This is a genomic window from Vibrio sp. 5S239, from assembly GCF_041439575.1.
Taxonomy (GTDB): Bacteria; Pseudomonadota; Gammaproteobacteria; order Enterobacterales; family Vibrionaceae; genus Vibrio; species Vibrio kanaloae.
The window spans coordinates 98,509-113,575 of record NZ_JBGOOM010000012.1 but is presented as its reverse complement, the minus strand read 5'-3'; the positions used below and the strand labels follow the sequence as shown (position 1 = coordinate 113,575).

Annotated in this window: 11 protein-coding genes; 10 read left to right on the top strand and 1 reads right to left on the bottom strand. The window is 43.6% G+C overall.

Annotated elements, in window-relative coordinates; translation table 11 throughout:
- Nucleotides 1-8 precede the first annotated feature (8 nt).
- The 7 genes from pflB (at nucleotide 9) to ACED48_RS11710 (ending at nucleotide 10,569) form a co-directional block, all read left to right on the top strand.
- Nucleotides 9-2,285, top strand: coding sequence for a formate C-acetyltransferase (gene pflB / locus ACED48_RS11740; protein ID WP_017055010.1), 2,277 nt, complete (start codon nucleotides 9-11; stop codon nucleotides 2,283-2,285).
- Between the two features lie 200 nt (nucleotides 2,286-2,485).
- Entirely contained in the window at nucleotides 2,486-3,487 is a 1,002-nt protein-coding gene (locus ACED48_RS11735) for a lipid A deacylase LpxR family protein (protein ID WP_017055009.1), read from the top strand.
- Nucleotides 3,488-3,650: 163 nt separating this feature from the next.
- A complete protein-coding gene (gene pflA / locus ACED48_RS11730) occupies nucleotides 3,651-4,391 on the top strand; it encodes a pyruvate formate lyase 1-activating protein (protein ID WP_017055008.1) in 741 nt (246 codons plus the stop codon).
- Between the two features lie 188 nt (nucleotides 4,392-4,579).
- Nucleotides 4,580-5,080, top strand: coding sequence for a YfbU family protein (locus ACED48_RS11725; RefSeq protein WP_017055007.1), 501 nt, complete (start codon nucleotides 4,580-4,582; stop codon nucleotides 5,078-5,080).
- Nucleotides 5,081-5,703: 623 nt separating this feature from the next.
- Nucleotides 5,704-7,638, top strand: a complete 1,935-nt coding sequence (locus tag ACED48_RS11720) for a PrkA family serine protein kinase (RefSeq protein ID WP_017055006.1) — start codon at nucleotides 5,704-5,706, stop codon at nucleotides 7,636-7,638.
- A gap of 85 nt (nucleotides 7,639-7,723) precedes the next feature.
- Entirely contained in the window at nucleotides 7,724-8,995 is a 1,272-nt protein-coding gene (locus ACED48_RS11715) for a YeaH/YhbH family protein (protein WP_017055005.1), read from the top strand.
- 11 nt (nucleotides 8,996-9,006) lie between these two features.
- Entirely contained in the window at nucleotides 9,007-10,569 is a 1,563-nt protein-coding gene (locus ACED48_RS11710) for a SpoVR family protein (RefSeq protein WP_017055004.1), read from the top strand.
- Between the two features lie 184 nt (nucleotides 10,570-10,753).
- Here the strand turns inward: ACED48_RS11710 and sohB are convergent, their stop codons facing one another.
- Nucleotides 10,754-11,821 carry a protease SohB gene (gene sohB / locus ACED48_RS11705; protein WP_032547853.1) on the bottom strand — a complete coding sequence of 356 codons (1,068 nt, stop codon included), beginning with the start codon at nucleotides 11,819-11,821 and terminating at the stop codon, nucleotides 10,754-10,756.
- A 137-nt stretch (nucleotides 11,822-11,958) separates the two neighbouring features.
- Between sohB and ACED48_RS11700 the strand changes: the two genes are divergently transcribed.
- From ACED48_RS11700 to ACED48_RS11690, 3 genes are all read left to right on the top strand, one after another.
- On the top strand, nucleotides 11,959-12,699 hold the full coding sequence (locus ACED48_RS11700) for a YciK family oxidoreductase (protein WP_016792973.1): 741 nt from the start codon (nucleotides 11,959-11,961) through the stop codon (nucleotides 12,697-12,699).
- Between the two features lie 155 nt (nucleotides 12,700-12,854).
- The gene (gene imuA / locus ACED48_RS11695) at nucleotides 12,855-13,562 is read left to right on the top strand and encodes a translesion DNA synthesis-associated protein ImuA (protein ID WP_017055002.1); all 708 of its coding nucleotides are present in this window, start codon (nucleotides 12,855-12,857) and stop codon (nucleotides 13,560-13,562) included.
- A 3-nt stretch (nucleotides 13,563-13,565) separates the two neighbouring features.
- The gene (locus tag ACED48_RS11690) at nucleotides 13,566-15,038 is read left to right on the top strand and encodes a DNA polymerase Y family protein (protein ID WP_017055001.1); all 1,473 of its coding nucleotides are present in this window, start codon (nucleotides 13,566-13,568) and stop codon (nucleotides 15,036-15,038) included.
- The last annotated feature ends 29 nt before the right edge of the window (nucleotides 15,039-15,067 follow it).

Below are 15,067 nucleotides of genomic sequence, written 5' to 3'. Positions count from 1 at the left end.
GGTATGTCATGGCAGAGCAATTTGCTAAAGCTTGGGAAGATTTTGCTGCAGGTGAGTGGCAAAGCGAAGTAAACGTTCGTGATTTCATTCAAAAGAACTACACGCCGTATGAAGGCGACGAGTCTTTCCTAGTTTCTGAGGGTACTGAAGCAACTAACAAGCTTTGGTCTTCGGTAATGGAAGGTATCAAACAGGAAAACGCAACTAAGGCGCCTGTAGATTTCGATACTTCTGTTATCTCTACCATCACAGCTCACGATGCAGGTTACATTGAGAAAGATCTTGAAACTATCGTTGGTCTACAAACTGAGAAACCACTAAAACGTGCCATCATCCCTAACGGTGGTGTACGTATGGTTGAAGGTTCTTGTAAAGCATACGGTGAAACTCTTGACCCAATGGTTTCAAAAATCTACTCAGAATACCGCAAAACACACAATGCTGGCGTTTTCGATATCTACACGCCTGATATCCTAAAATGTCGTAAGTCTGGTGTTCTGACTGGTCTTCCTGATGCATACGGCCGTGGTCGTATCATTGGTGACTACCGTCGCGTAGCTCTATACGGTATCGACTTCCTAATGAAAGACAAGCAAGCTCAATTTGCTTCTCTTCAAGAGCAATTCGAAAACGGCGAAAACCTAGCAGAAACAATGCAACTGCGTGAAGAAATCTCTGAGCAACATCGTGCTCTAGGTCAAATCAAGCAAATGGCAGCTAAATACGGTTTCGATATCTCTGAGCCAGCTCAAACTGCTCAAGAAGCTATTCAGTGGACTTACTTTGGCTACCTAGCTGCTGTTAAGTCTCAAAACGGTGCTGCAATGTCTCTAGGCCGTACTTCGACCTTCCTAGACATCTACATCGAACGTGATATCGCTGCTGGCAAAATCACAGAAGACCAAGCTCAAGAAATGATCGACCACTTCGTAATGAAGCTACGTATGGTTCGTTTCCTACGTACTCCTGAGTACGATGAGCTATTCTCTGGCGACCCTATCTGGGCAACAGAGTCTATGGGCGGTATGGGCATCGACGGTCGTACGCTAGTAACGCGTTCGAACTTCCGTTTCCTTAACTCTCTATACACTATGGGGCCTTCTCCAGAGCCAAACATCACTGTTCTTTGGTCTGAGCAACTACCTGACGGCTTCAAACGTTTCTGTGCGAAGGTATCTATCGATACTTCTTCTATCCAGTACGAAAATGATGACCTAATGCGTCCTGACCTTGATTCTGATGATTACGCTATCGCTTGTTGTGTATCTCCAATGATCGTTGGTAAGCAAATGCAGTTCTTCGGTGCTCGTGCTAACCTTGCGAAAACAATGCTTTACGCAATCAACGGCGGTATGGACGAAAAACTTAAGATGCAAGTTGGTCCTAAAGAATCTCCAATGACTGACGCTGTTCTTGATTACGATAAAGTAATGAACCGTCTAGATCACTTCATGGACTGGTTGGCTAAGCAATACGTGACTGCACTAAACAGCATTCACTACATGCACGACAAGTACAGCTACGAAGCGTCTCTAATGGCTCTTCATGACCGTGACGTTCGTCGTACTATGGCTTGTGGTATTGCTGGTCTATCTGTTGCAGCTGACTCACTGTCTGCAATCAAATTCGCGACTGTTAAACCAATCCGCGACGAAGATGGCATCGCAACTGACTTCGAAATCGAAGGCGATTACCCTAAATACGGTAACAACGACTCTCGTGTAGATGACATTGCTTGTGAACTCGTTTCTACGTTCATGAACAAGATCCGTAAGCTTAAGACTTACCGTAACTCTATCCCTACACAGTCAGTTCTTACTATCACGTCTAACGTGGTATACGGTAAGAAAACAGGTAACACTCCAGACGGTCGTCGTGCTGGCGCTCCTTTCGCTCCTGGTGCTAACCCAATGCACGGTCGTGATGAGAAAGGCGCTGTAGCTTCACTAACGTCTGTCGGTAAACTACCGTTTGCTGACGCACAAGATGGTATCTCTTACACTTTCTCTATCGTGCCAAACGCACTAGGTAAAGAACAAGACAGCCAACGTGCTAACCTTGCAGGCCTAATGGATGGTTACTTCCACCACGAAGCTGGCATTGAAGGTGGTCAACACCTGAACGTGAACGTTCTTAACCGCGAAACTCTTGAAGACGCAGTTAAGCACCCTGAGAAATACCCTCAGCTAACGATTCGTGTTTCTGGTTACGCTGTACGCTTTAACTCTCTGACTACAGAGCAGCAAGCTGACGTAATCGCACGTACATTTACTGAGTCTCTATAAGCTCACGCTCAATAGACAGTAAAAACTATTAGCCTCGCCAATGTGCGGGGCTTTTTTATATCTACCCTAAATCTCATCAATACACCCTCGCCTAAGAAAGATTAGATTGGCCACAAAAAGCGCACTCGCATTCACTTTTTTCTACAAATCCACTCAAACTACGGTACTATTTCTGTTCATCATTTTAGAGTAACTGCTACATGAAATACCTTCGTTATTTACCACTGATTCTCCTCTCTTGTTCATCACTGGCATCTGAACGCTCTACGTTAACTTTTGCGTTAGACAACGATGGTATCTTTGGTGTCGACCAAGACTACACCAACGGCTTATTTCTGGGTTACACATCATCAAGTATTACTCCGTACAATTGGGGGAAACCATTAAGTCTTTCTTATTGGGGCGTAAACTCTCTAGATAAGTGGGAGATCACCATTGGCCACAAAATGTATACCCCTTCTGATATTGAATTGGAAACACCATCAGCCAATGATCGCCCATATGCAGGTTTCCTACACACAGAATTCAACTACATCAGCTTAAATCCGCAGCAAGCCCAACGCTTTAACATCACGTTTGGTACAACGGGTGAACGTGCACTTTCTGAAGACGCTCAAAAGCTAGTCCACTCGATCACGAAATCAGACGAACCTATGGGTTGGGAATATCAAGTTGATAATGAGTACGCCGGTAGTGTGGGGTATCTGAGTCATTTCAACCTAATGCGCAATCAAGCGTTAGTAAACACTGACTTCGAAATCTCTAACGTTTCAGAAATCAACGTGGGTAACTTTAGAAGTGATATTTCAACAGGCTTCATGTTCCGTTGGGGTACAGACTTAGGTGGCAACTTTGGTGCAGCCAACATCACTACAGAAAACCCATTCAAACCGGGCATGATCGGCGCGTCAAACACGGGTTGGTTTACCTATGCTGGCCTTGAAGGTCGTTACCGATTTAACGACCTGACTATCGAAGGCAATCGTTCAGGTGTGGACGAGTATGCGAATAAAAACAACGAAGACCCTGCTATCTACGATGTTACATTAGAGAACATACAAGCGACAGCCGTACTGGGTTTTGCTTGGTATAACCAACACGTTGGTGCATCCTTGGCGCTAACGGCAAAAACGCCTGATTACAAAGAAGCGAAAGAGTCAGTGTACACCACGGGTGGCATCACCATGTTTGCTTTCTTCTAGGTACCATAAGGCCTTTTTTCCTTTACTTTTCCAGTTTAAGAAAGGCAATCATCTTCGTCGATGATTGCCTTTACTTTTAAAGACCTCGTTACCATTTGACCCTATTTTATGTACCGTTTTTGTAATAAAATAAGGGGCATAAATTCCTCTACGAGAATAGCTCATGTCTACAACTGGTCGTATTCACTCATTCGAATCTTGTGGTACTGTCGATGGCCCTGGTATCCGCTTTATTGTGTTTCTTCAGGGCTGCTTAATGCGTTGTATGTACTGCCATAATCGCGACACATGGGATCTTCATGATGGAAAGGAAGTAACGGTCGAAGAGATCATCAACGAAGCAAAATCGTACCGTCATTTCATGAAAGCCTCTGGTGGTGGTATCACCTGTTCAGGTGGTGAGGCAATGTTGCAACCTGAGTTTGTCCGTGACTTTTTCCGCGCTGCTCAAGCTGAAGGTATTCACACTTGTCTCGATACTAATGGCTACATTCGAAAGCACACTGAAGTGATCGATGAAGTTCTAAAAGCCTCAGATTTAGTGATGCTGGATATTAAACATATGCGAGATGAGATTCACCACGACTTCATTGGTGTATCGAATAGACGTACGCTTGATTTTGCACGCTACCTACACAAGATCGGAAAAACCACTTGGATTCGTTACGTGATTGTTCCGGGTTACACCGATACTCCAGAAGATGCTCACCTTTTAGGTGAATTCATTAAAGACATGGATAACATTGAAAAAGTAGAACTACTTCCATATCACAAGCTTGGTGCTCACAAGTGGGAAGCACTTGGCCATGACTACCCTCTTGAAGGTATACAACCTCCAAGTAAAGAGAAAATGGACGAGATTGTAGCCGTACTTAGTCAGTATCATCCAAACGTCAAATACTAATCTAAGCTTACGTTGATAGTGATTTCAAACGCCTCAATTTCGATTGGGGCTTTTTCTTTACAACTTTTGTTTATCAATTAAAAAATCATATTAAATCCGTGTTGAGATCATGTTTCCACTCGTAGGAATGCTGTTACTCTTACTGCAACAAAAGAATACAACATTTAGTTTTTAGTGAGGCTCCTCCCATGGAAATGACCAATGCTCAGCGTCTAATTCTATCGAATCAATACTACTTAATGTCTCAAATGGATCCTGAGAATTCAACTAAATACCAACGTCTACAAACGATTGTAGAGCGCGGTTACGAACTCCAAATGCAAGAGCTTAACAAAGAATTTGGTTGTTTAACTGAAGCAGAGTGTCGTGAAATTATCGACATCATGGAAATGTACCATGCAATGCAAGAGTCGAACAAAATGCTTGCAGAACAAGAGCGTGCTGAAGTAGACCAACGTCGCCTGCAGTTCTTAGGTTTTGATATCGCTTCTGAAGCGCAGATCGTACATTACGTGCGTTTCCTTGTTGATTCTGAAGGTCTTTACCCTCAATTCGACAAAGCCGATCACCGCTTCAATAGCCAAATGCCAATGCTAGAGAAATACCGTCGCATGCTAACAACATGGCGCAACTGCCCTCGTCAGTACCACCTATGTGCAACAGAGCTGTCTCAAATCTTTAGTGCTTAAGCTTAATAGACAACACTAGATAGCAGCGACACCAACTGATTTGCAACATCGATATATACAAAGAAGGGTTACTCAACTGAGTAGCCCTTTTTATTACTTGAATCTTAAATACTAGGCTTGAACCCGCTATTGCTTACTGCCCTACTCATATAATCATTTGAGAATTGATTCCACACTGACGTTTCTCGCGCCTTCCACTTTTCATGTGTTGTCACTGCCATTTATATGGTTGTCTCACATCGGCTGTTTTAACTAAAGATTTTTTCACTGCTTCGACCTATTTAGCAATCAATTTATGATAACGCAGCGCACGATAAAGAGGCTCATTCGAAAAAGAAACATCAAGCTCGATTATACGTCTAATGCACATAAATCCAGTTCAAGAATTGGAAAGCTGCCTAAAATCATAAAACAAACGGCTAGCCCCTCTCGAATGCAAAATAATTTGATTTTGCTCGCTTCAAGTTGCCTATTGCTTTCGCCAAGCTTTCCACACGCAAAATTATAAATAAATACATAATTGTTAAGCAAAATTGTGGAAGCGGGTCTAACCTTAAAATGTAGGAAGAGCCTATTTTTCAATCGCTCGTCAGTTTTGACTGGTTAACAAGGGGAATGTGACTATGAGTATTTTTGACCACTATCAATCACGTTATGAAGCGGCCAAGGAAGAAGAGCTGACATTGCAAGAATTCTTGGGGCTGTGTAGAGACGATAAAAGTGCTTATGCTAACGCTGCTGAGCGCTTACTGCTGGCTATTGGAGAACCGGAGGTGATTGACACAGCTCAAGACCCTCATCTAAGTCGTATTTTCTCCAACAGAGTGATAGCACGTTACCGTGAATTTGAAGATTTTTATGGGATGGAAGACGCGATTGAGCAGATTGTTTCTTACCTAAAGCATGCCGCACAAGGCCTAGAAGAACGTAAACAAATCCTTTACCTACTTGGCCCCGTGGGCGGTGGTAAATCTTCTCTTGCCGAAAAGCTCAAAGCACTAATGCAAAAGTTACCCATCTATGTGTTGTCTGCCAACGGTGAACGAAGCCCTGTGAATGATCACCCCTTCTGCCTATTTGATGTAAACGAAGATGGTGATTTACTGAAGAACGAATACGGCATTGAGCAGCGTTACCTCCGTTCTATTATGTCTCCGTGGGCAGCAAAACGTCTGCACGATTTTGGCGGTGATATTTCCAAATTCAAGGTCATCAAACTACGCCCTTCGATTCTCGATCAAGTAGCGATCGCGAAGACAGAGCCAGGTGATGAAAATAATCAAGATATCTCATCTCTTGTTGGTAAAGTTGATATTCGCAAGCTTGAGCACTTCTCTCAAGATGATCCTGATGCCTACAGCTACTCTGGTGCGCTGTGTAAAGCAAACCAAGGTTTAATGGAATTCGTAGAGATGTTTAAGGCGCCGATTAAAGTCCTACATCCTCTCTTAACGGCAACACAAGAAGGTAACTTTAACGGTACCGAAGGACTTTCTGCATTACCGTTCGATGGCATGATCTTAGCTCACTCGAATGAGTCAGAATGGCAAACTTTCCGCAACAACAAAAACAACGAAGCTTTCCTAGACCGTGTGTACATTGTAAAAGTGCCTTACTGTCTACGTGTTTCTGAAGAAGTGAAGATCTATCAGAAACTGCTTGAGCACAGTGAATTGTCTAAAGCACCTTGCTCACCTAGTACACTAGAACTGCTATCACAATTCAGTATTCTGTCTCGACTCAAAGAGCCAGAAAACTCATCACTGTTCTCCAAAATGCGTGTCTACGACGGCGAAACACTGAAAGATACCGATCCAAAAGCGAAGAGTTACCAAGAGTATCGAGACTATGCCGGTGTTGACGAAGGTATGTCAGGGCTATCGACGCGCTTCGCCTTTAAGATCCTTTCTCGTGTGTTCAACTTCGACCAAGCAGAGGTGGCAGCTAACCCTGTTCACCTATTCTACGTCATCGAACAGCAAATCGAGCGTGAGCAATTCCCTCAAGAAACCGCCGAGAAGTACCTCGAGTTCTTGAAAGGATATCTAGTGCCTCGATACGTAGAATTCATCGGTAAAGAGATTCAAACCGCATATCTAGAGTCTTACTCTGAGTACGGTCAGAATATTTTCGACCGCTATGTCATCTATGCTGACTTCTGGATTCAAGACCAAGAGTACCGTGATCCAGAAACAGGACAGCTATTTGATCGCGCTTCTCTGAATGCTGAGCTAGAAAAAATCGAAAAAACAGCTGGAATCAGTAACCCTAAAGACTTCAGAAATGAGATTGTGAACTTTGTGCTTCGTGCCAAAGCCAATAATAACGGACAAAACCCCGTTTGGACAAGCTACGAAAAACTGCGCACTGTGATTGAGAAAAAAATGTTCTCTAACACAGAGGAACTACTTCCTGTTATTTCGTTCAATGCTAAAACCTCTACGGATGATCAGAAAAAACACGACGACTTCGTTGCTCGTATGATGGAGAAAGGCTACACCGAAAAACAAGTTAGGCTACTATCTGAGTGGTACCTAAGAGTTCGCAAATCCTCATAACTAAACTGTACAGAGCAGTTCAAGTGAACCGCTCGTACAACCTAAATAAAAGTAGGATCGCGACATCAGCTGAGAGGGAGTTCTTATGGCACAATTTATCGATCGGAGGCTCAATGGCAAAAATAAGAGCGCTGTAAACAGGCAGCGCTTCTTAAGACGCCATAAAGAGCAAATCAAAGAGTCTGTGGCCGATGCAGTCAACCGACGCTCAATCACCAATACTGAAACGGGTGAAGACGTCACTATTCCTCATAAAGACATCAAAGAGCCAAGCTTTCATCAAGGTCAAGGCGGCGTAAGAGAACGCGTACATCCAGGTAATGACCAGTTCATTACTGGCGATAAAATTGAGCGCCCTAAAGGTGGGGGCCAAGGTGGTGGTTCGGGGCAAGGGGACGCGAGCCCTGATGGCGAAGGCCAAGATGAATTTACCTTCCAAATTTCAAAAGATGAATATCTTGATATTCTATTTGAAGATTTAGCCCTGCCTAATCTAGAAAAGAATCAAGTCAATAAAATCACCGAATGGAAAACACACCGCTCTGGTTACCAAAGCGCGGGGATTCCATCCAACATTGCTATCGTGCGTTCACTGCAGCAGTCTCTAGCTCGAAGAACCGCGATGACAGCTAGTAAAAAACGCGAGCTTAACCTACTGATGGAGCAACTTGACCAAGTTAAAATGACGGAACCGGCACAACCTTTCGAAGAAAGTCGCTTAAAAGAAGAGATCGCCGAGCTACGCAAAAAAATTGAAAACGTGCCCTTCATTGACACCTTCGACTTACGTTTTAAAAACTATGAGAAGCGCCCTATTCCATCTAGCCAAGCGGTGATGTTCTGTTTGATGGATGTGTCAGGCTCAATGGATCAAGCCACCAAAGACATCGCAAAACGTTTCTACGTACTGCTGTATCTGTTCCTCAATCGCACTTATGAAAATGTCGATGTGGTGTTTATTCGTCATCATACTCAGGCGAAAGAAGTCGACGAACATGAGTTCTTCTACTCGCAAGAAACGGGCGGCACTATCGTTTCCAGCGCACTAAAATTAATGAAAGAAATTGTAGCTGACCGTTACCCAGCAAGTGAATGGAATATCTACGCCGCTCAAGCCTCTGACGGCGATAATTGGGCTGATGACTCCCCTCGCTGTAAAGAACTGTTGGTGAATAAGCTTCTGCCTATCTGCCAATATTACTCATACATCGAAATAACACGCCGCTCTCATCAAACGCTTTGGCACGAATACGAAAAACTCGAAAACAGCTTTGACAACTTTGCGATGAAAAATATTAGAACAGTGGATGATATTTTTCCTGTGTTTAGAGAGCTATTCCAAAAAGAAACAGCGTAAGGGGGCTTGCCATGACAGCGAAATCAAACGTTGTAGAAAAGAACGAAGCTACGCAGAAGAAAAGCGAGAAGATGCTACCTGACGGACCCGATTGGACGTTCAACCTATTAGAGCAATATCACGTTGAAATTAAGCGTGTGGCGCAGCATTACCGTTTAGATACTTACCCGAACCAAATTGAAGTAATTACCTCAGAACAGATGATGGACGCTTATTCCAGCATTGGTATGCCCATCAATTACAACCACTGGTCTTTTGGTAAAAAATTCATTCAAACCGAACAAAACTACAAGCACGGCCAAATGGGCTTAGCATACGAAATTGTCATCAATTCAGATCCTTGCATCGCTTATCTGATGGAAGAGAACACCGTCACTATGCAGGCACTCGTTATGGCTCATGCTTGTTACGGCCATAACTCTTTCTTTAAAGGCAACTATCTGTTTCAAACATGGACCGATGCCAGTTCCATCATCGACTACCTATTGTTCGCTAAAAAATACATTACTGAGTGCGAAGAAAAATACGGTGTTGCAGAAGTCGAGCAACTTCTCGATTCTTGTCACGCACTGATGAACTACGGCGTAGATAGATACAAACGTCCAGAGAAGATTTCAATCGCAGAAGAAACCGCAAGACAGGAAGAGCGAGAGGCTTACCTGCAATCTCAAGTCAATGAGTTATGGAGAACGGTGCCTAAAAGTCAAGACAAAGAAGAAAAGGAAGCGATTCGTTTTCCTAGCGAGCCTCAAGAGAACATTCTCTACTTCATCGAAAAAAACGCTCCACTGCTTGAACCTTGGCAACGTGAATGTGTCCGTATCGTCCGTAAAGTCAGCCAGTATTTCTACCCACAGAAACAAACCCAAGTAATGAATGAGGGTTGGGCAACCTTCTGGCACTACACCATCCTTAACCACCTTTACGATGAAGGCTTAGTAAGTGATAAGTTCATCTTAGAATTCTTACACAGCCATACTAGCGTGGTCGCACAACCGGCTTACAACAGCCCTTACTTCAATGGCATAAATCCTTATGCGCTTGGGTTTGCGATGTTTAGAGACATCCGACGCATCTGTGAAGAACCAACCGATGAAGACAAAGAGTGGTTTCCTGAGCTAGCCGGAAGTGATTGGTTAGAAGCCGTGCATTTTGCTATGCATAACTTCAAAGATGAAAGCTTTATCAGCCAGTATCTTTCTCCAAAAATCATTAGGGACTTTAAGCTGTTCTCTGTGCTCGACGATGACCATAAGAACACTATTGAAGTCAGCGCTATCCATGATGATCCAGGCTATAGTTTGATTCGAGAGAAGCTCGCTGCACAATATAACTTAAGTAACCTTGAACCTAATATTCAGGTACTAAATGTAGATGTCCGTGGTGATCGCTCGATGACACTGCAATATAGGCCTCACGACCGGATTCCTCTTGATAAAGGCTATGATGAAGTCATGAAACATCTATACCGCTTATGGGGCTTTGATGTCATTTTGGAAGAGCTCAACGATACGGGTCATAGAGAGATCCTGACCACTTGTCCCAAACGTAATGATTATGGAACCAAGATTTAACGCTTAACTCGCTAACGTTGACACTCTATATGTAAAAAGACATTCAGAAATGGTGCTGGAAAAGGCTTGAAAACCAAGCAGAATTTTTCGATAAGTAGTTACTCTACAATCAAATATTCTAGTGAAGTTATCGAGCCTTTTAACAAGCTAAGAAGAGCAATTATTTACTACGATTGGTATAAACTTAAACAATCGGCTTTTGACCGCGTTCTATCAGCTTCATCAGCACGCTGTCTGCAGATTTACCTGCAACGCCAGCTAGCTTGTCTGATAGTTTTTTCTTCTGTACGTAGTGAATCGCTAGAACCGTCTTGTCTTTGCATGCTGCTACGACTAAATCATCAGAAGTGCTGATCTCATCCACCAGCCCAAGTTCATGAGCTTGTGTACCGAACCAGTGTTCGCCCGTTGCAACCTTATCAAGGTCTAGCGCTGGACGGTGGTCACGAATAAAGTCTTTGAATAAGCCGTGTGTCTCTTCTAGCTCTTCTTTAAACTTCTCACGTGCTTTATCGCTGTTCTCACCAAACATAGTTAGCGTGCGCTTGTACTCACCCGCCGTTAACTGTTCGAACTCAATATCGTGCTTTTTAAGCAGTTTATTGAAGTTAGGCAATTGAGCGATAACGCCAATAGAACCAACAATAGCAAAAGGTGCAGATACGATTTTGTCTGCAATACATGCCATCATGTAACCGCCACTTGCTGCGACTTTATCTACCGAGATAGTCAGAGGTAAACCTGCCGCTTTAATACGATCAAGTTGAGAAGAGGCCAAACCATAGCCGTGAACCATGCCACCGCCAGATTCAAGCTTAAGCAATACTTCATCACCTTCACGAGCCACAGCTAGAACCGCCGTTACTTCTTCACGTAATGAAGCCACTTCTTTCGCATCAATGCTGCCGTTAAAATCAAGAACGAATAGATGTGGTTCACGCTTGCTATCAAGCTCCCCCTCTTTCGCTGCTTTCTTCACTTCTTTACCGCGTGACTTTACTTTCTCTTTTTCTGCTTTCTTTTCTGCTTTATCACGTGCTTTGATGAAAGTATCATCATGCAAATGGTGCTCTAATTGTTCAATAGTCTGTTTGTGATGTTCCGATAGGTTAGTGATTTCCAGCTCACCTTTAATTGCGCTTGATTTACCACCCACCGATTTAGCAATCACTAAAATGGCAATGATGGCGATTACAACGGTCGCAATCTTGGCTAAAAACAAGCCGTAGTCCAACAAAAATTCCAATGTCATATCCCCTATTGTATGAATTAGTGTATTGTAACCATCTTGTCACGATTACCAAGAATTTCTCATCATTCCTGCGGTTATCTGTGTAATTAAACATCAATGGAATGACGAACATAATAAAAGAAAGAAGGATAAGCACAGTGGATTACCCAATCTCTACAGATGCCCTCAAAGATAAAGTAATTTTGGTTACAGGTGCCGGTGCTGGCATTGGTCGCCAAGCCGCACTAAGCTTCGCTCAACATGGTGCAACTGTCATTCTGTTAGGCCGTAATGTCAAAAACCTTGAATTGATTTACGACGAAATCGAAAGCGCTGGTTACCCACAACCTGCGATTATCCCATTGGATTTAAAAGGCGCGACAAAACAGAACTACGTTGATATGGCTGAAACCATTGAATCACAGTTTGGTCGTTTAGACGGCCTACTGCATAACGCAGGTGTGCTTGGTACGTTAAGTCCATTCGATCAAATCGATGAAGAGACCTTTGATGGTGTCATGCAAATCAACGTTAAAGCTGAGTTTCTAATGACTCAAGCACTGCTGCCTGTCATTAAGAAAGCGGAAGCGGGTCGTATTGTCTTTACCTCTTCAACGGTTGGCCACTCTGGCCGCGCGTTCTGGGGCACTTACGCGATTTCAAAGTTTGCAACAGAAGGTATGATGCAAATCCTAGCGGACGAGCTTGAAGACACGAACATCCGTGTTAACGCAATCAATCCGGGCGGCACTCAAACACGCATGCGTGCAAAAGCGTACCCAGGAGAAGATGCGAATAAGCTAAAAACGCCACTCGACATCATTCCACTGTACCTGCACTTAATGAATCCAAGTGTGACAGACATTAATGGTCAATGTATCGATGCTCAACCTAAGTAACTGATATCATTAACCAACAGTAAAAAGTCGCTTCCATAGCGGCTTTTTTTGTATCTAAATCAACCATCTAATATTTAATTCACCTGATTTTCATCATTTCTCTTTGCATCTTTTTCATTGTTAAATATACTGTATAAATATACAGGTATTTAATTATGCATGAACTAATAAAAAGCTTACAAGACCGCCAGCTAATCTGGAAAGGGTTACAATCAACAACGCAAGGAAGTACCACTTCAACAGGCTATCCTCAATTGGATAAACAGCTTGATGGAGGCTTTCCAATGCACGGCGTTATTGAGGTGGAATCACAACAAGGGATCGGCGAACTTCGTCTACTCACGCCTTATTTAGCTCAACAAAACTCACAGAAACTGGCCATTTTCATCAACCCACCAGGGAAGATCTGTGCCGAGTTTTTCAACGAACAAAATATTCCACTAGAGAACATCCTAGTCATCCAACCTCAGCGTGCTCTCGATGCACTATGGGCCGCAGAACAATGCCTCAAGAGTGGTGCTTGTCATTCTGTATTGCTATGGGGAGCCAATCTAGAAATCCACCAAACCAAGCGCCTGCAAGCAGCAAGCGAAACGGGTAAGTGCCTGCAATTTCACTTTAAAGCCACCAGCCATAATCAGTTGTCCCTACCCGTTTCTTTAAGCATGAAACTCTCTTCTCACGCGCAGGGGTTAAAGGTTGAGGTCACGAAGAGAAAAGGCAGCTGGTCGTATGGCAGCTTTATTCTCGACATGAGCCAAAACTGGCCGTTACTCACAGAAAAAGTCATCAATCAAAACAGCTCGACTCACGCTTTGTCTAGTAATACGGTGCCGGCTTTCCCTATTGCGAAGCAAGGCTAACGTATGTTGTGGCTTTATCTACACTTTCCATCTCTGCAGTTAGATACCTTGTTTAACTCTAATGAATTAGGTTTGAACGGAGCATCACACGCTCAGCCTATTATCATTGTCGATGAAAAAGATCATCGCGTGCTACAGGCTAACCAAGCCGCACTGCAATCAGGCATCACACTAGGCATGGGGCTCGGGTCTGCAGCGGCACTTTGCCACAACTTACACGTCCACCCTTACAGCATTGAGCTAGAGAAAAATAAACTGAAAGAGATCGCTCAATGGGCATATTTAGTTACATCAGATATGGCATTACTGCCGCCCAATGGTTTATTGATTAAAGCCTCTAACATGCTGTCGTTTTACAACGGGCTAGATAATTACTGGCTCGAACTCAAAAGCCATTTAGAGTTACTCAACATCCAGTTCAGCTTTGCCACAGGTTATTCGCCGCTTTCTGCAATCCTTTTGGGTAAACAATCAATCAACCAAGTCACTAATAATGTTGAACAAATGAAAGCATGGGCCAATCAGCAAACATTGAGTTCTAGCGAGCTGCCAACTAAGCAAGTGGAGCGTCTGAACCGCGTCGGCATTAACTTAGTGGAAGACCTATTAAAGTTGCCTTTGCAAGAAGTCGCACGTCGCTTTGATATCGACTTGGTCAACTATGTTGGTCGCCTTAATGGGCAGTTCAAACACCTGATTGATTTCTATCATCCACCAGAGAGTTTTCAACAATATTTGGAGTTACTGTTTGATATTGAAAACATCCTGTTTATCGAAAAGCCTTTGCTGAAATTGTTGAATCAGCTCGAGTGTTTTTTGAAGCTGCGCGACCGAGTGGCTTTCGAGTTGACGCTGACTTTGCATCTAAGGGATAAAGACGATCACCCTGTCTCTTTTTATTCAGCACAGGGCGATTATCTTGCAAGCAAATGGGCGAGCCTTACCCATCTAACTTTAGAGTCACTAAAGCTCACGGCACCGGTTCAGGGGCTGACACTCAGCTTGATTCGTCATGGAGAACCCCAAATGGCCTACCATGATCTTTTTGATGGCAATACCGGAACGCTTGCTGCGCTAGACCTACTTTCACTGTTACAGGCGAAGCTTGGGCAAGCCTGTATTCAAACTCCTAAAATGCAGCAGGATCCTAGGCCAGAAAAAAACAATCAATATTCACAACCAACACTAAGTCATGTGGCAAAAAAGGCTCTGACTCCCCAAAAGGCCAATCAACAAACCACAACAGCTATCAATATTAATCAACAGCGACTCAGGCCGAGTATTCTGCTGCCTGAGCCTGAAGTATTAACAGAGAGCGTCACCTTGTCTCAAGGCCCTGAACGCATTGTGTCTGGGTGGTGGGACGGAGAGAAGATCATTCGTGACTACTTTATCGCTTACAGCAAAAACGGGCGGTGGTTATGGGTATTTAGAACACCAGATAAACAGTGGTTCTTGCACGGTTTGTTCAGCTAGTCAGTAAGACAGTTTGGTAAGTCGTTCTT